Consider the following 17,095-nt stretch of genomic DNA (forward strand, 5'->3'; position numbering starts at 1 on the left):
CGGGGTCAATGCCGATAACAGCCGCAACACCACCGGTGATATCACCCTTATTGCAAAGCAGCTGAATAACGGCGGCAAAACGGTGGTTGCCAGCCGCGACCTGAACATCACCACGACCGCCGCGCTGAACAACCAGGGCGGTACGCTCAGTGGGCAGCGCAAGACCACGGTCACGGCCAATGTTGTGGATAACCGCAACAAAGGCCGAATTCTGGGCAACACCGAACTGCATCTGAACGCCAACCAGGTACTGAACGCCCAGGGCGGCCTGATCAATAGCCAGGGCATTCTGACTGCCAACCTGGGCCATCTGGAAAACAATGCAGGCGAATTATCCAGCCTGAACAGCGCGACCCTGATCCTCGGCAGCCTGAACAACCTGACCGGCCTGGTCATGGCCGGCAAAAACCTCGATATCACCAACACGGGCGCGATCAACAACCAGGGCGGTGAATTGTCCAGCCAAGGCGTCATGACCGTGCGCACCGGCAGCCTGGATAACCGCAACAAAGGCACCGTTGCCGCCAATGGCCAATTGCGGATAAGCGCTACCGGCGCGGTCAACAACGCCGACAAGGGCCTGATCGCCAGCCGCGGTGCCGGCGTCGAGTTCGATGCCGCCAGCCTGAACAACGTCAAGGGCACGCTGCAAGGCAAGGATCTGGTGACCGTGGATGTCACGGGTGATATCGATAACCAGAGCGGCAGCATCATCGCTCAAGACGCTGGTCTCGATATTGAAGCGGCCAATCTCGACAACCGTGGCGGCGTGTTGTCCAGCGTCAAGGCGGCCTTCGATGCCCGCGTGCGCGGCGTGCTGAAAAATGGCTACGACCTCAATCGCCAGGGCGGCACGATCCAGGCCCAAAGAGTGAGCATCCAAGCCTTGGCGGGGTTGTTCAACGACGGCGGACGTATCGCCGCACAAGCGGGCGATATCGTGATCACCAACGCGGGTGCGGATATCAACAATCGCAACGGCGGGCTTTATGCCACGGGCAAGGTCCAGGTCACTGGCCGGAATATGGACAACAGCGACGGCGGGCAGATCAGCGCCAGCCGCATCGATCTTGATCTCTCGGGAGCACTGAACAACAACGCGGGCATTATCGAAAGCCAGGACAGCCTGGATATTCTCGCCGCCAGCCTGAGCAACCATAAAGGCCAACTGCGCACCTTGGGCAAGAACAGCACGACGGTGTTCAAGATCGGAGGTCTGTTCGATAACAGCGACGGCACCCTGGAAACCGCCAGTAATGATGTTGGCTTCGACACCGGCAGCATCCAGAACGTGGGCGGCAAGTTGTTGCACACCGGCCTGGGATTGTTTGGCATCAGCCAGGCCAACCTGGGGAAGGCCGGTGGCCGCCTGGTGACCTACGGCAACTTGAACGTGAAGGCCGACAGCTGGACAAACAGCACCGAGATTCAGGCCGGGCACCTGGTCGTGGATGTCGACCACTTGACCCAGACTGCCACGGGCAAGTTGCTCAGTACTGACAGCATGGTGGGCCGTGGCATCGATTGGCGTGTCGACGGACTGATCGGCAGCGATGGGGCCATCGACCTGCAACTGACCGGCGAATATGCCGGCAGCGGCCGCTTGAGCAGTCTCGGTACCCTGGGGCTCAAGGCCGCGCTGATCAATCTGGAAAAAAACGGCAGTATCGCTGGCGGGGGCACCACAACCGTCCGGGTCGATGGTGTACTCAACAACTACGGACGCCTGACCTCGGCGGCCGACATGAGCATCGGCGCCGCAGCTATTAACAACTACGGCACGCTGGGCAGTGCCGAGGCACTGGGCGTATCGACCGGCGCCCTGCTCAACGAGCGCGGATTGATTTTCAGTGGCGGCAATACAAGCCTGCGTGTCGATAGCCTGACTAATCGTTATGCCGATATCTACAGCCTGGGTGATCTGAGCATTGATCGCGACGGCCTCGGCACCCGTGCCCGCAGCATCCTCAACAGCTCCGGCTCGCTGCAAAGCGACGGCAATATGCGTCTGGCGGCCAGCACCATCGACAACGTCCGCGAGGTCTTGACCACCCACGACGCGGGCATCTACACCGCCTCGATCAGGGAAGTGGCCTGTATCGAAGGGGTCAATGCCGGTGATTGCAGCGGTGGCAAGGAAAACCACGTCTGGCAGATCGTCCAGCGCGACAAGTTCGAAGTCACCGCGGCCAGCTCGGCCTCCAGCATCACCACCGGCGGCAACCTGGATATTCAGGGCGACACCCTGACCAACCGGAGCAGCAGCATCGGCGTCGGCGGTGCATTGACCGCCAATCTGGTCAGCCTGAACAACATCGGCATCGAGACCGGCGAGATCGAAACCTCGCGTACCTTCCGTTCTGAGCGCACGCGCAGCCCGGGTGGCTGGCGCGCCGCCGCGAATGACTTCACCAACAAATACTGGCTGCAGAGCCCCGGTTACAACGCCAACGATCTGGGAGGCCTCGAAGCGGCGATGAGCCGCTTCATCGGCATGACCGAGCGCGAAATCCCTTCGCTTCGCACTCAAACGGCCTCCACCGATAGCCAGACCTACGCGGCCATTATCCAGGCTGGCGGCGCGGTCGATATCCGCACCCAGGGCAACGTCGACAACCGCGTCGTGCGTGGCGGCTACAACTACGTCGGCGCCGGGCCGCGTACCGACACCCAGTCCGACAATGCCTTCTCGACCCGCATCAGCGTCAATCGGCAGCTAGCCCCGAACCTGACCCAACAGCAGGTCGATCCGCTGGCCTTGCCGGGTTTTGACTTGCCAACCGGGCAAAACGGCCTGTTCCGCATGAGCGGCGACGGCTCGACCACGCCGACCCAGGGCGCCGGCCTGCTGCAGGTGCGCGGGCTGGCTGACAGGTCGATCAGGTCCAATCCGCACAAGTACCTGATCGAGACCAACCCGGCGCTGACCGATATGCGCCGGTTCATGAGCTCGGATTACCTGCTGACAAACCTGGGCTACGATCCGGACCTCGCCGCCAAGCGCCTGGGGGATGGCTTCTACGAACAACGCCTGATCCAACAGGCGGTGATCGCCCGCACCGGCCAACGTTTCCTCGACGGCCAGACCTCCGACGACGGCATGTTCAAGTACCTGATGAACAACGCCATCGCCAGCAAGGACGCCCTCCACCTGTCCCTGGGCGTCAGTCTGAGCGCCGAACAGGTTGCGGCCCTGACCCACGATATCGTCTGGATGGAAACCCGGACCGTGAACAACGAACAGGTTCTGGTACCGGTGTTGTACATGGCCCAGACCAATAACCGCCTGGCGGCCAATGGTGCGTTGATCCAGGGCGCCGACGTCAGCCTGATCGCCGGCAAAAACCTGAACAACGTCGGCACCCTGCGCGCCTCCAGCAACCTGAGGGCCACGGCTGGCGACAGTCTGGTTAACAGCGGCTTGCTGGAAGCGGGCAATCGGCTTGAGGCGCTGGCGAGCAATAACCTCACCAACCGGGCCGGCGGCATCATCGCCGGGCGGGATGTCAGTGTTGTTGCCCTTACCGGCGACGTGACCAACGAACGTACCGTTACCACCCACGAAAGCAGCAGCGGATACCGCACCGAACGCACCGACTTCATCGACAGCGCGGCCCGCATCGAAGCTGGCAACAACCTGACCATCGGCGCCGGGCGTGACATCAACAATGTCGGCGGTGCGCTGAAAAGCGGCGCTGACACCACCCTCAATGCCTCGCGCGATGTCAATCTCGTCGCCGCCGAACGCATCACCAGTGGCACTCGCGGCCGGCATCGTGACCAAGATATCAAGCAATACGGCTCCAGCCTCGACAGCGGCCGCGACCTGACCGCCAACGCTGGCCGCAACCTCTCAGTCGTCGCTAGCCAGATCGATGCCAAGCGCGACGTCGTCATGGCCGCCAAAGAAAACTTGACCCTCGCCTCGGCTGCGGATGAGCAGCACTCCTACGGCAAGAGCAAGAAGGTCACCAGCCAAGAGGATCATGTCAGTCAGGTGGCTTCGACGGTCAAGGCGGGGCGCAACGTTGCCCTGAGCGCGGGGCAGGATCTGGCGCTGATTTCCAGCAAGGTCAACGCTGCAAACGAGGCCTATTTCGTGGCGGGTGGCAAGCTTGAGCTGCTGGCTGCGCAAGACAGCCACTATTCGCTGTACGACATGAAGCAGAAAGGTGGTTGGGGGAGTAAGAAGACTCAGCGGGATGAAGTGACCAAGGTTACGCATGTGGGCAGCCAGATCACCACGGGTGGTGATTTAGTACTGCTCAGCGGGAGTGACCAGCGTTATCAGGCGGCCAAGCTGAATAGTGGTGATGAGCTGACGTTACAGAGCGGCGGTTCGATTACCTTCGAGGGCGTTAAGGATCTGAGTCAGGAAAGCCATACAAAGAGCGATTCCAGTCTGGCTTGGAACTCGATGAAGGGTAAAGGCCACACCGACGAAACCTTGATTCAGAGCCAATTGCAGGCTCAGGGGAACTTGGCCATCAAAGCTGCCGATGGCTTGAATATCGATATCAAACGCATCAACCAAAAAACCGTCACCCAGACCATCGATATCATGGTCAAAGCTGATCCCAAGTTGGCGTGGCTCAAGGAGGCCGAGCAGCGAGGGGATGTGGATTGGCGGTTGATCAAGGAAACTCACGAGTCGTTTAAATACAGCCACTCGAGCCTGGGGCAGGGCGCGATGTTGGCGATCATTATCATCGTTACCGTGCTGACGGCTGGTACTGGAACCGCCGCTACAGTTGGCGCTAGTGCTGGCACCGCAGCTTCTGGGGCGGCAGCGGCGGCAGGTGCGTCAGCTGCCACGGCTGCGACTGTAGGCGCTGCTGCATCGGCTGCCGCAACGGCGAGCTTTTCGGCGGCAGTCGCGCAATCGGCAGTCAGCACGATCAACAACAAGGGTGATCTGGGGGCGACCTTCAAGGACGTCTTTTCGTCAGAAAGTCTGAAAGGCTATGTAATCGCCGGGATCACGGCTGGTTTTACCAAGGGCGTTATCGATCCCGCGCTCGGCGGCAGTACAGTGCCGTTTAATAACCTCACAAGGGGTTTTGATTTAAATACTCTTCAAGGAGTGGGTGGTTTTGCGCTGCATGCCGGGGCTCAGGGTGTTGCGGGAGGAGTCATCAAAACCGCCATCAATGGAGGAAGCCTCGGCCAGAACCTCACAGATGGGTTGGTCTATCAGGCGGGTAACGTCGCAGCCGCCACAACGTTCAATTTTGTCGGTGGTTATGCGCAAGACCATTGGCAGACCGCGAAGAATGCGGGTGATACCACAGGCATGGCCATGTGGGCCGAAGGCGGGGTCGCTCGTACTGCCATGCACGCGTTGGCGGGGGGAGCGATTTCCAGCGCTACCGGTGGTGACTTCAAGACCGGCGCCATTGCAGCGGGTGCCAGCCAAGCCATGGCTGGAGAACTTAATTCCATTTTCGATACACAGCCTGAGCTACGACAAGCGGTTTCTCAGGTTGTCGGTTTGACGGCCGCCGGTCTTGCTGGCGGCGATGTCGAAAAAGCCTCTTGGGTCGCATTGATGGCTGACGAATACAATCGCCAGCTTCACCAGAAAGAGACCGTTGCACTTGAGAAACTACAAAAGGAAACGCCTGAAAAAGCTTATGAACTGAAAGCGGCTGCGTGTGCTTTGGTTCATTGCTCCGCCTCGGTACCCGTGGATGATCAAAAAAACTACCAGGTTGTAAAAGCGCTTGAAGCGGACGGAAAGAGATTCACAGATGCTCAAAGTGCGCTGATCGCTACCGGGGCCTATGACGAGTATTCGAAGTGGGACCAAGTCAACGATGATTTGCTGCTTAACGATAAGGAACTCAGACAGTCATCCCACGCGAGCCGCGCGGTACTCGGCGCGATAGGTGCCGCCGCAGGATTTGGCGGCGCGATACTCTCCACGCCAGCTTGTGTCACCGGAGTCGGTTGCGCTATACCTGCGTTCTCCGGTTTGGGCGGCGCGGCGTCGTTTGTTGATGGATGGCAGGCCACTGGGCAGTTGTTTGCTCCTTACGATTACACGCAAGGAAGCAGGGTACTCGCGTCCTTCAACAGCGCAACCTATCCTGGAGATGTAAACCCACTCCGCGACTATGGAACCGAGGCCGCTAAGGCTGCGATGGAAATCGCGTTGCTCAAGGGTGCAGGGAAGTATCTGGATGGTGGGGCGTCGGTACTGGTTTCGGGGGTTAAAGGGGGTGCAAAAGAAATAAGTACCCAAGCGGGAGTGAGTTCCACAAGGGATACAGTCAGTCAGTTAGCTAAAAATAAAGCTGCTGGAGAGGCCTTTGAAGTACAAACGATGGACAAGCTTCAGGAAACTCAAACCGGAATTGTTCAGCAGGTGACCGTTAAAACCCAAAGCGGCACCAAAACCAGAATTGATTTAATGGGTAGAGATGCGGATGGAAATATTATTTGTACCGAATGTAAGGCGTCGGCAACGGCCCCTTTGACCACAAATCAAAAAATAGCCTTTCCTGAAATTCAAGAATCAGGAGCAGTTGTTGTAGGTAAAGGAAAGCCTGGGTTCCCGGGAGGTACCCAGATTCCGCCTTCGACGGTGAATGTGGTTAGACCTTAAAGGAGGATATATGTCAATTGAGCAAGTTGGTGTTGTTGATGCTATTGGGGTTGATAAAGAGACGGGGCAAGTTGTTTTGACGATAAGTGATCATTTGGAATGGGATGATGAACATTTATTGCTGCTCCAAGAAAAACTTAACTTGTATATTGGCTTCGTAGAAGGTGGGGAGTTGCTTGAGGTGTATCCTGATTCGAAAGGTCGTGAAGTTTGTATAAGCCTCATCTGTAAATACCCTCCGGATGTAAGGGGGGGGGAGTTTTTAAGTAAGGTTGGTTCTGTTGTGGAACAGGCGGGGGTAGGATTTGTTTTTCAGGTTTCTAATATGAGTTAGTGGTGCAAAAGCTACTGCAAGTACTGTAGGTAGCACTGCTCAAAATAGTGATGCCGCGACAGGACTTCTGAGTACCCAGTTGGCCAAGGATGCAAAGTCATATCTTACGGATGTCCAGAATTTGACCGGCAGACAGTTCACCCCTCAACAATTGGAACTTTTGAAAACTGACCTGCGAGAGAACACTTATTCACGCCTATCTAAAGAAGAGGTTAAATTAAATAGGGCAGAATTTAATGATAAATTGCCAAGTCTGAGAGTAGAGTGGGAAAAAAATACAGGCGCGATATGGCCAAAAGAAACGTATATTGATAAATATGGAAATCAGGCTACTAGAAATTACGATGCCCACCATATTATCGAGAATAAATTTGGCGGTAAGGCAGAATGGTGGAATATTACACCTGCCATGAGAGGCGTGGAGCATCAAGGCGGTATTCACAGGTTCCAAGGGCCGGCGGAAAAAATATTTGGTAAATGATTATGAAAAACAAAGAAGAGTTAAAGTCGTTGATTGAAGCTGTGACCTCCTCAGATGACTATGAGGGTAATTACGGCTACCGCGTAACAGACACGAGTGCGACGTTAAGCAATGTCGATGAATCAGATCGGCAGCAGGCTCCAGTTGACTATCTGGAATTTCTAACCGAGTTTGGTTTCGGTGAATTAGACGCGGCATTTTATCTTGATGATGGTCCGGAGAAATATTCTACTATATGCGGCCGGGAAGTTGAGGGATATGAAGGGGTTTACGTATTCGGTGGAAATTCGAGCGATGTGCTATATGCTTTTGACGCAAAAAATAATTGGCAAGTCGTAGAGATTAGTTCTGAGTTAGATGGGGTTGATGTATTGGCATCAAGCTTTTCTGATTTTATCTTGGAGCAGCTTAAGTCTATAAAGTCTATGGTTGAACGGCGTGCGGCGCACTGATGGTTAGTATTGCGGTTTAAGAGGTGAAAAAGGGCCAGGTCAGATCGTTGTGCACAGCGATAACGAATTCAGCGCAACGGTCAACGGAAACGGCAAACCCAAAGCGTATATCAATGAAAACGGCGATTTGGTTCCACCCAACATCAATGGGACTGGCAGCGTCCAAACGCACGTGCGTGGTGGCAATTCTGAGAACTCGGCCTATATATCTGTTACTGATCCAATTGCAACGTCGAACCCGAAAAACTATGGTGCTGATAAAATTGAGATCGACGTTAAGAGAAAAGGGGACAGATTCTGAGGGATCCCCACAAATCTACTCCAACGCCTGCGCCTGTTGATGTACCTCGGCTCGCAACGCGCGCTCAAGTCTTTCCAAGGTTTTTCGAGAGTTTGAGCCGCGTCCGCTGCGCCAGTATTCCAAGCCCAGTCGCCACAGCGACAACACCCGCCGGCGTTTAAGGCTATTGCTTTGAAAACGATGTTCATGACCCGCTTCGAGGGCCTGCAACCCCGTTAAACAAATGATGTAATTGGTCAAAGCCGAGATCAGTAAAAACACTTCGATTCGGCGCGGACAGCGACTCCGGTGGCGAGTCACGCCAACGCCAAAGTGCTCGCTTTTTACATCCCTGAAGCCTTCTTCTATCTGCATACGCTGCTTGTAAATGGCAACGATTCTCGATGGATTCCATTGATTCTCCGGTAGGTTGCTGGCCAACAACCAAGGCTCTCGTTCACGATTGGCCGATTGCCTGCTGAGTTTGTTTTTGGCGATTGAACCGGTGACACGCTGATGCTTGCGACCCTTTGCCGAATGCCTGACGCAGTACAAATGGATGAAGTGTGGAGCGCTTTGGGTCATCTCGATCCGACCCAGTGATTTCGGTGAGGACGACGCCAGGGCGTAGAGGTTTTTAACCGGCAGCCAAGTGTGTGCGTCGTTGCGGTAGAGGTCCCGGTTACGCACTCGCCCCACGTAATACCAGCCTTGCGCCTCGACGGCTTTGGCCCATGGCCGGCGAAAACCTGCATCAGCTACAAGGATCGGAACGCAGTCTTTGGGGAGCATTTCGGCCAACGCTTGTAGCAACCGTTTTGTAAGCGATCCATCACCTACACATTCAAAGCCTCAAGTTGAAATCTGATGCTGTGCTGCCGATCCTTTCTGGAGCCAGTCCGTCATGATGCGTCCCGACGCCAAAGTCGAAAAAGTCTACCTCTACCCCAAGCCCGTGGATTTTCGAAAATCCATCGATGGCCTCGCCGCTCTGGTCGAGCTGGACATCAAAGTGGCGGTGTTCGACCCCGTGCTTTTCGTCTTCCTCAACAAGCCACGCAACCGAGTGAAGATATTGTATTGGGAGCGCAACGGCTTCTGCCTTTGGCTCAAGCGCCTCGAATCCGAGCGCTTTAAAACATCGCCCGATGCCAGCGACGAGGCGATAGTCCTGACGGTCCAGGAACTCAACTGGTTACTCGATGGTTTTGACCTTTGGCGCAACCGCCCTCATCAGGTTTTGACCCCACGCTACGTCGCCTGACCCGGTATAATCCGGGCCATGATTTCCCTGCCCGACGACCTTCCTGATGATCCTGTTTTGCTCAAGCAACTGCTGCTTGAGGCACTCAGTCGCCAGGAAGAAGTTGCCCAGGCTTATCAAACCCACGTCGTCGACCTGAAAGAACAGATCAAGTTGCTGCGCGACCGCTTGTTCGGGCGCAAGTCCGAACAGACCGTCGAGCCCAACACGCCGCAACTGGCGCTGTTCAATGAGCCCGAAAGCGAGCCGATGCCGCTCGTTGATGACCCTGACGAAGAAGCCGTTGCGCCGACGCCGCGCCGTGGCAAGCGCAAGCCGTTGTCGGCCGATCTGCCGCGTATCGAAATCATCCACGAACTGCCCGAACACGAACTGACCTGTGCCTGCGGTTGCCGCAAACACGCCATCGGCGAAGAAACCAGCGAGCAACTGGACATCGTGCCGATGCAGATCCGTGTCATCAGGCACATCCGCAAGGTCTACGGTTGCCGGGGCTGTGAAACTGCACCGGTCACGGCTGGCAAGCCTGCCCAATTGATCGAAAAGAGCATGGCCAGCCCCAGCGTGCTGGCCATGCTGCTGACCACCAAGTACGTCGATGGCTTGCCATTGCACCGGTTTGAAACCGTGCTCAGCCGACATGGCGTCGAGATTGCGCGCCAGACTCTGGCGCGCTGGGTGATCCAGTGCAGCGAACACTTCCAGCCACTGCTGAATTTGATGCGCGACCGCTTGCTGGAAAGCCCGGTGATCCACTGCGATGAAACCCGCGTCTAGGTGTTGAAGGAGCCGGATCGCGACCCGAGCAGTCAATCCTGGATGTGGGTGCAGGCCAGCGGCCCACCGGACAAGAAAGTCGTGCTGTTCGACTACACCTCCAGCCGTGCGCAGGATGTACCGTTGCGCTTGCTGGACAGTTATCGCGGCTATGTGATGACCGATGATTACGCCGGCTATAACGCCTTGGCGTTGCAGCCGGGCGTGGAGCGACTGGCATGCATGGCGCATGCACGCCGCAAGTTCGTGGATGCGCAAAAAGTGCAGCCTAAGGGTAAAACCGGGAGGGCTGATATCGCGCTGACGATGATCAACAAACTGTACGGCATCGAACGCGAATCCAAAGACGCCAGCAATGAACAACGGTTTATCGCTCGTCAGGAAAAGAGCTTGCCGATCCTGGCCCAACTGAAAAGCTGGCTGGATAAGACCCAACCGCAAGTCACGGCGCAAAGTGCACTGGGTAAGGCTGTGCATTATCTGGCGAACAACTGGAGCCGGCTGGAGCGTTACGTCGAAGCCGGTTTTTTACCCATCGACAACAACGCCGCTGAAAGAGCGATCAAGCCGTTTGTAATAGGACGCAAGGCGTGGCTGTTCAGCGATACGCCCAAGGGCGCCACGGCCAGCGCCCAGATCTACAGTCTGGTCGAGACCGCCAAGCTCAACGGCCAGGAGCCCTATACGTGGCTGCGCCACGTACTGGAGCGGTTGCCGTATGCCTCGTCGGTCGAAGACTACGAAGCCTTGCTGCCATGGAACTGCTCACCGGAGATGCCACAGTAAACCGTTGACCCACCTTGGGATAGGTGGGGTTTATGGAGCGCATACAACGAAACGGTCCACAGCGCAACCTTGAAGCACTTCCCGCAGTTGGAAGTACAAGCCGACCCTGATCAGCCGTTTGAGGTGTCGGGCTACGCCAGCGGCGAGAGCATCGGGACTGGCTACCGCTGCGGCCCACTCAGAAGCACTTTTACACCGGAGCGAAGCAATGTTTATCTGGTGGAGTTTCAGTTCGTAGATGATCGTTGTGAGCAGCACGTCTACGATGTCACCCAGCCGCAGGAGCGTATGCTGAACAGACGAAAATGGTAGATCAGGCGAAGAAATACTCCTCTGGTTTCGATGGCGGTGCTATTTATCATACGAACAGCCCAGAACTAGCTAGTTACTATTCGAAGGTGTTTACCGATGCGGGCGTCACAAACTTTAAGTTTTTAATTACCCCAGCAACAAAGTGAGGTGTGAAATGAGTAGTGATCGGGAGACGTTAGAAAAAATTCTGGGTGGAAAAATCGAGCAGTCGAACTCTCGAAATGTACCTGGTGTTACTGTTGTGGATGGGCAGCAAGTTGTTTATTTTTCGGACGATGGGAAAAACAAATTCCGAAAACAATTTAATAACATTACGTGCTTTTCTGAGCCTCCGAATGCTGTTCGTGGAGGGGTAAATGATCGCGGGTGCAAAGTCACCCCGCCCTCAGGGCCTCTTTTTTACGCGATTTCCTATAATGGTGATCTTGACGGTTGGAGAAAAGATATTGAGGCCGGGGCAATTGGCCTTGGTCTGTTACTCGCCCAAATCAAAGGTGATCAATTGGTTATTTCCGATGGCCGCTCGATCCCTCTGTCAGATTGCAAAATAGAGTTTTCTTGATCATTACTAATCCTCAACACCGGCCTTGCGCCGGTGTTGTTTTATCTGCGTTAGCCTTTCTTCTTAACTGCTCGCTTGGTTGTTACTGCTGGTTCCCATAATCCGCGATGCCTGATACTTCAGAATCATCCCATCCAGCAGTGCCTTGATAACCGATTTCTCGGCTTCGGGCATATGGCTGACGGCCTCGAAACGCAGGCGCAAATCGTCGGACGGCCCGCGCTCTCCTTCAGCGAACACCAAATCATTTGCTCATGAACTGCAATAATTTGTTGATCGATTGTTCATGCAGTGTCTATGCAGTGAAGCGCAGTGCATGCAGCTTGGCCGAGTTTTGTGCTCGATTAGTGCAAGTCAGAGCAACTTAGAGCCAGCGGGCCGACACAGAGCAATTTAGAGCCGTGTTAGAGCAATTTAGAGCAGGTCAGGGGCACTCTGGGGTATTTCAGGGGTAAACCTGGGGTGGCGGGGGGTATTTGCGGGGTACTCGTGGGGTGATTATGGGGTAAACATGGGGTATTCCAGGGGTAGTGTGGGGTACACCCATTTTGTCTTATTAAAAACAGGCACGTTACCGACCGTATACAAATGAGCTGCGCCATTCGTAACAGTCGACCGTACCAAAGGGGAAACCCCTTTGAACCCCAAAGCCTAACGCGCTGCGCTTGTTGGCCCCTGGCCGTCCGCTGGCTTCGCCACCGAACCGCCAGGGGCTTTTTTTGTCGGTAGTGTGGGTTGTCTAGGATGTGTGCTGAGGGTTCAAAACCCGCATCGGGGAAGTTTTTTGCGGAGACAGTGCGTAACCTTGACCGAACGTCCCGCAGGCCGCGCTCCGTATGGCGCGCCGCGTCTAGGCGGCCAATGGCGCGCTGATCCAGGGCGCCGACGTCAGCCTGATCGCCGGCAAAAACCTGAACAACGCCGGCACCCTGCGCGCCTCCAGCAACCTGAGGGCCACGGCTGGCGACAGTCTGGTTAACAGCGGCTTGCTGGAAGCGGGTACAGGCCTATAAAGGAGACGCGTGGGCGGCAGCTGGCAATATTGTGACGGGGGCTCTGAACGTTGCGGGGTCCGGGGTAGCTGGGGGTGCAAAAGGAACAGGCCAGGCGAGTGCGGCGCAGGGTGGGAATCTTGTTCAAAACAACAATTTAGTGCGTCCTTCAATCGGCACCCTAATTGATGACAAGGTCAGGCTGCTGGAAACAGAAAAATTACGACCGGGTACGATTGAAACATTCCGAAATGGCCAGTATGTTACGGCTGAAACAACTGAGTCAGTTATTTTGTATAGGAAGTTTGGTGGAGGGGCAGCTCAAGCCAAGTTGGATGGTGGGTTTGCTTCTACTGTTAAAAGTGCTGGGCGACAAGAGACTGCTGTTTATCCTAAGTGGAGTAGTAGTCGATTTGAGGCCGAAATAGAAATACCAGCTGGTCAGAAGCTAAATATTGGCACCGTTGGTCAGCAGCCGCCATCTAGTTTGACGCCAAAGTATCGAGGTGGGGCGGATCAAGTATTGCTACCTAGAAATTATCCTATGGATTGGGTTAAGTCTGTTATAGATGGGAAAACAGGTGTGGTTTATACACTTGATGAATTTAAGGTTGCGTTTCAAGATCAAGTGAGTCGGGGTAAATAAAATGGTGTTTTCAGATGCTAATCAGGAATTAATTTCACAACTTTCTGAAATGGTCGATGAGCTATTTTTGGCTCTAGATCAACTGGGGGAGGATACAAATACTTGTTATGTCTATCTTAATAAAGTTAGAAATATCTTAAGGGCGAAAGATAGTAAAGGGATGAAAAACGTGAAAGATCATCTGATGATGGATTTTCGGATGATAGAAGATCGGCAGCTCGAAGGGGATGTATTGGATGAAATTATGGAAAGAATTTATCATCACGTGAATTCTAACGAGGTTTTTAGGTGGAAATAGGGGGCAGACCACGATTACTGGCTTAAATGAATATGTAGACGCTAAATTAATCGTGGTCTGTCCCTGAGGAATCCCGAACCTCGCGAACCTGTCGCAGTTCTTTGGTTCGGACTACCTGCTCAAGCTATTGAACGTCAACGCCGACGCCACTTGGCGTCGACTTGGCGATGGCCTGGATTCAATTATTTTTTGATTGAACTGTTGGTGCAAAAGGCCCAGCGGGAACGCCAGCAACGAAGGGGCCTTGCTGCTTTGCCGCGGGTACGAAAGTTTCTACACCGCAAGGCGATCGCGCTATTGAGTCGCTCAAGGTGGGAGATGTTGTCTGGAGCAAGCCTGAGAAAGGGGGCAAGCCGTTCGCTGCTGCCACTCTGGCAACACATCAGTGTTCGGATCAGCCGATCTACCGCCTCAAGCTCAAAAGTGTTCGTGGCGCCGGCGCAGCGGAAGGTGAAACCCTGCTGGTTACGCCGGGCCCCTCAGGGGACAGACCACGATTTTTAAGGAAGAGGCTGTGTCCCTCGATTAAATGTGGTCTGTCTCTGAGTACACAGGCCTGTAATTTTTAGGATGTACTTGGAGTTATTCATGAAAAAAACATCACTACTAGTGTTGAGCCTGATCCTGACATTACCAGGCTGTAAATCCAACGTCAGAGACTCTTCCCCCAGCCTGCTCAACGACGGTATCCAATTACACCAGAACAAACTGACCGTTGATGTCCTGCACGCCAAGGTCATCATGAAAGCGTCGGGTGCCACCTATCCGGTGGAGTTCTCGATCAGACGCGCAGCCGATCCTGACCAGCGTATGGATGTGCAGGGAACCGTAGTGGATACCGGCCGGGGCAAGGTGTTTGGCTGGATTGCCAAGGTCAACGAAACGGTTCACAGCGCTACCTTGAAACACTTCCCGCAGTTGGAAGTACAAGCTGACCCTGATCAGCCGTTTGAGGTGTCGGGCTACGCCAGCGGCGAGAGCATCGGGACTGGCTACCGCTGTGGTCCGATCAGAAGCACTTTTACACCGGAACGAAGCAAGGTCTATCTGGTGGAGTTTCAATTCGTGGGTGATCGTTGTGAACAGCATGTCTACGATGTCACCCAGCCGCAGGAGCGTATTCCTGTGGCGAGCGAGAGTTAGGCCTATCCCGCTATATACCAAAGGATTGATAACACATGGAAATCAGCAATACTCAGAGCGAGTATCGGAAGCCCAGTAACCTGGCGGGCTTGGGGCGTCGCTGGGGAGGGCAAATGATTGACTCTCTGGTCACTTTTTTTCTGTTCTTCCTCGTAGGGCGAACAGCTGAGTTTGTTGGTTCTTCACCCAACGTGGTCGCCTTTCTGGCTTTAGGCTCTGCTGCGGCATATTACTTGTTTTCCGATGCAATGCCGAACGGTCAAAGCCTGGGTAAGAAGCTGTTGGGGGTGTCTGTAATCGATGAGCGCAGCAACCTTAACTGTAGCCTCTACCAATCTTTTATGCGCAACATCACCACGCCGTTTCTGAATATCTTAGATTGGATATTTATTTTCTTTGGCTCGCGGAAACGACTTGGCGACATGCTTGCATCTACGATTGTGATCCGATCCAAGTAAGGGAGACTGCTGTAGCGAGGAAGGGGACGGATTCGAATGGCACTTATTTAACTTTCTTTGGGTGTCCATTCTTAAAGGTAGGTGGGGGCAGATCATGTTTTCTATGCGATTTATTATGGGAAACGTTGTCTGTCCCCGTTTTTCCGTTTTTCTAATGAGTCCTGTTACAGGTCGTGTTGGCCCGGCGCCCGCGTTGCTAAAGACACTTTCCTACGCAGGTATTAAGGTAGAGGTGCATTAACTATGAGTTTCACAACAACTTATACCCCGGTCACCACAGCTTTTGCGTCGATGACTAAAAAAGAGCTGAGTGATTTTTATGGCGGATTTGTATTAAACCTGCCTTACAGTTTGGATGAGTTGATTCACGTTGTTTGGCAGACCCGCGGATTTTAAAGCTGGAACGCAGACTTCTCGCCGGAATCGTTGGATGTACTGGGTGAGTGGTTTGCAACGAAAATACAAAAAAGAGATTTGAGTTCGGATGGAGTAAGATGTTCGACAGTCGGTCAGATAAGTCCTGATGCCTGGGACTTGACTGATGAGGAAAAATCTTTGGCTGTAAAAGTTGGTATGTACTATGGAGAGGTCGCAGTTAGAAATTGCCCGCCACTAAGCTGGATGCAATTAAAGGGCAGTAAAAAAACTTGCTGATTACGGGCAGCCTGTAATAGCCGGTCCAAGTATTATTCCAACCAATTCTGTGAGGGTCGCCAATGTGTTTGCTTGGGGTGTCGCTGACGGTTCTAGAGTCGGTAGCCGGCTCCGAGAAACTTATGATTGCTGGATGAAAATGATAAGTGATTTGGCAATAAATTGATTCTAGTCCGGTGGTCCAAAAGAAACTAGGGCCCCCGATATGGGAAAAAAGGGGATCTAACCAGTGGTGAAATTTGCATCCGGTTCCGGGTGGAAGTGCTCACCAAGGCGACGTCCATGCCCCATCAAGTCCAACTACACAGCGTTTCCGCAGCACCCCCGAGGCTACCATGAACATGTACGAAAATTTAGAAACATTTAATGCACTGGGATGCGCGCTATTGGGGCGGCTGACTCCTGTTTCTTCAGGTGAAGTGAGTACGATGCGGCGTCGGTGGCCGGCGGCTCCCGAGGAGTACTTTGCTTTTATGCAGGAGCGGGGGCACGGTGAAATCAAGGAGGACGACTGCGCGCTGCCGCTTTTGACGATGCTACCGATGTTGCGTCCTGCTGCGGCAGACTACTTCGGTGATGATGGGATTTATAAAGACGGGCCCTATGAGCCGGGCGCGAAGGGAGAGGTGTGGCTGTTCGGCTGGGATAGCACCGGGACTGCTTTCGGTTTCGACAGCGGAGACAACTGGCGACTGTTGGAAATCGACAATATGCGTTGGATAACGCGACTTGACTTGTCTTTTTGTCAGTTCGTCGAAGGGCTGCTGGTTTGTTACCCACAGCGGGCAGTGAGCTTTGCGAATGGAGTTTGGCGCGACTCGGCAGATGTTTCTTACAGCGCACCGGCCCGAACCTAAAAATAGTGGATAAAGGGACAAGTCGATAAAGGGGGGATTTAATAGGTGAAGTGAAAAGGGGGACAGATTTATTTGTTTGCTCAGTTCTTAAATAAATCTGTCCCCTTTTTTAGTATTTTGTCCCGTCCTGAATAAGGTTTACACCTTCTGACCCATTCTCAGGAGGACGTAATGAACACGGGAAAAAGGCGC

The 17,095-nt window shown here is 54.1% G+C and carries 14 protein-coding genes and 3 pseudogenes; 15 read left to right on the forward strand and 2 right to left on the reverse strand.

From position 1 onward, the window contains the following. From ACZ3HH_RS29165 to ACZ3HH_RS29185, 5 genes are all read left to right on the forward strand, one after another. Positions 1-6,607: DUF637 domain-containing protein (locus tag ACZ3HH_RS29165; protein WP_465809950.1), on the forward strand; the 6,607-nt coding region annotated here is incomplete at its 5' end. Between the two features lie 10 nt (positions 6,608-6,617). Continuing rightward, positions 6,618-6,941, forward strand: a complete 324-nt coding sequence (locus ACZ3HH_RS29170) for a DUF6572 domain-containing protein (RefSeq protein ID WP_465809952.1) — start codon at positions 6,618-6,620, stop codon at positions 6,939-6,941. A gap of 121 nt (positions 6,942-7,062) precedes the next feature. After that, entirely contained in the window at positions 7,063-7,422 is a 360-nt protein-coding gene (locus ACZ3HH_RS29175) for an HNH endonuclease signature motif containing protein (RefSeq protein ID WP_465809954.1), read from the forward strand. Positions 7,423-7,424: 2 nt separating this feature from the next. Next, the gene (locus ACZ3HH_RS29180) at positions 7,425-7,874 is read left to right on the forward strand and encodes an SMI1/KNR4 family protein (protein WP_465809956.1); all 450 of its coding nucleotides are present in this window, start codon (positions 7,425-7,427) and stop codon (positions 7,872-7,874) included. Positions 7,875-7,923: 49 nt separating this feature from the next. Next, positions 7,924-8,175: a hypothetical protein gene (locus ACZ3HH_RS29185; protein ID WP_465809958.1), complete on the forward strand. Its 252-nt coding sequence runs from the start codon at positions 7,924-7,926 to the stop codon at positions 8,173-8,175. 15 nt (positions 8,176-8,190) lie between these two features. On the opposite strand, the pseudogene ACZ3HH_RS29190 reads toward ACZ3HH_RS29185, so the two are convergent. Further along, positions 8,191-8,973: pseudogene (locus ACZ3HH_RS29190) on the reverse strand (IS4 family transposase); the annotation flags it as partial. Between the two features lie 85 nt (positions 8,974-9,058). On the opposite strand from ACZ3HH_RS29190, the gene tnpB reads away from it, so the two are divergent. The 3 genes and pseudogenes from tnpB to ACZ3HH_RS29205 all read left to right on the forward strand — a co-directional run bounded on the left by tnpB (position 9,059) and on the right by ACZ3HH_RS29205 (position 11,855). Further along, positions 9,059-9,418 carry an IS66 family insertion sequence element accessory protein TnpB gene (gene tnpB, locus ACZ3HH_RS29195; RefSeq protein ID WP_027912621.1) on the forward strand — a complete coding sequence of 120 codons (360 nt, stop codon included), beginning with the start codon at positions 9,059-9,061 and terminating at the stop codon, positions 9,416-9,418. Positions 9,419-9,436: 18 nt separating this feature from the next. Beyond that, positions 9,437-10,981, forward strand: a pseudogene (gene tnpC / locus ACZ3HH_RS29200) (IS66 family transposase). Between the two features lie 466 nt (positions 10,982-11,447). Further along, positions 11,448-11,855, forward strand: a complete 408-nt coding sequence (locus tag ACZ3HH_RS29205; protein ID WP_465809960.1) for a hypothetical protein — start codon at positions 11,448-11,450, stop codon at positions 11,853-11,855. A gap of 63 nt (positions 11,856-11,918) precedes the next feature. Here the strand turns inward: ACZ3HH_RS29205 and ACZ3HH_RS29210 are convergent, their stop codons facing one another. Then, positions 11,919-12,098, reverse strand: a complete 180-nt coding sequence (locus ACZ3HH_RS29210; protein WP_465809963.1) for a hypothetical protein — start codon at positions 12,096-12,098, stop codon at positions 11,919-11,921. Between the two features lie 801 nt (positions 12,099-12,899). Between ACZ3HH_RS29210 and ACZ3HH_RS29215 the strand changes: the two genes are divergently transcribed. The 7 genes and pseudogenes from ACZ3HH_RS29215 to ACZ3HH_RS29245 all read left to right on the forward strand — a co-directional run bounded on the left by ACZ3HH_RS29215 (position 12,900) and on the right by ACZ3HH_RS29245 (position 16,903). Next, complete coding sequence (locus tag ACZ3HH_RS29215; protein WP_465809965.1) at positions 12,900-13,493, forward strand: hypothetical protein; 594 nt, start codon at positions 12,900-12,902, stop codon at positions 13,491-13,493. Position 13,494: 1 nt separating this feature from the next. Further along, complete coding sequence (locus tag ACZ3HH_RS29220; protein ID WP_465809967.1) at positions 13,495-13,791, forward strand: hypothetical protein; 297 nt, start codon at positions 13,495-13,497, stop codon at positions 13,789-13,791. Between the two features lie 257 nt (positions 13,792-14,048). After that, positions 14,049-14,360, forward strand: a pseudogene (locus tag ACZ3HH_RS29225) (hypothetical protein); the annotation flags it as partial. A 19-nt stretch (positions 14,361-14,379) separates the two neighbouring features. Next, complete coding sequence (locus ACZ3HH_RS29230; RefSeq protein WP_465809969.1) at positions 14,380-14,934, forward strand: hypothetical protein; 555 nt, start codon at positions 14,380-14,382, stop codon at positions 14,932-14,934. A 35-nt stretch (positions 14,935-14,969) separates the two neighbouring features. Continuing rightward, complete coding sequence (locus tag ACZ3HH_RS29235) at positions 14,970-15,392, forward strand: RDD family protein (RefSeq protein ID WP_465809971.1); 423 nt, start codon at positions 14,970-14,972, stop codon at positions 15,390-15,392. A gap of 243 nt (positions 15,393-15,635) precedes the next feature. Then, complete coding sequence (locus ACZ3HH_RS29240) at positions 15,636-15,788, forward strand: hypothetical protein (RefSeq protein WP_465809973.1); 153 nt, start codon at positions 15,636-15,638, stop codon at positions 15,786-15,788. A 593-nt stretch (positions 15,789-16,381) separates the two neighbouring features. Beyond that, the gene (locus ACZ3HH_RS29245; RefSeq protein WP_465809975.1) at positions 16,382-16,903 is read left to right on the forward strand and encodes a hypothetical protein; all 522 of its coding nucleotides are present in this window, start codon (positions 16,382-16,384) and stop codon (positions 16,901-16,903) included. Positions 16,904-17,095: the final 192 nt, after the last annotated feature.

The organism is Pseudomonas sp. PME37.24/025 (genome assembly GCF_055556615.1).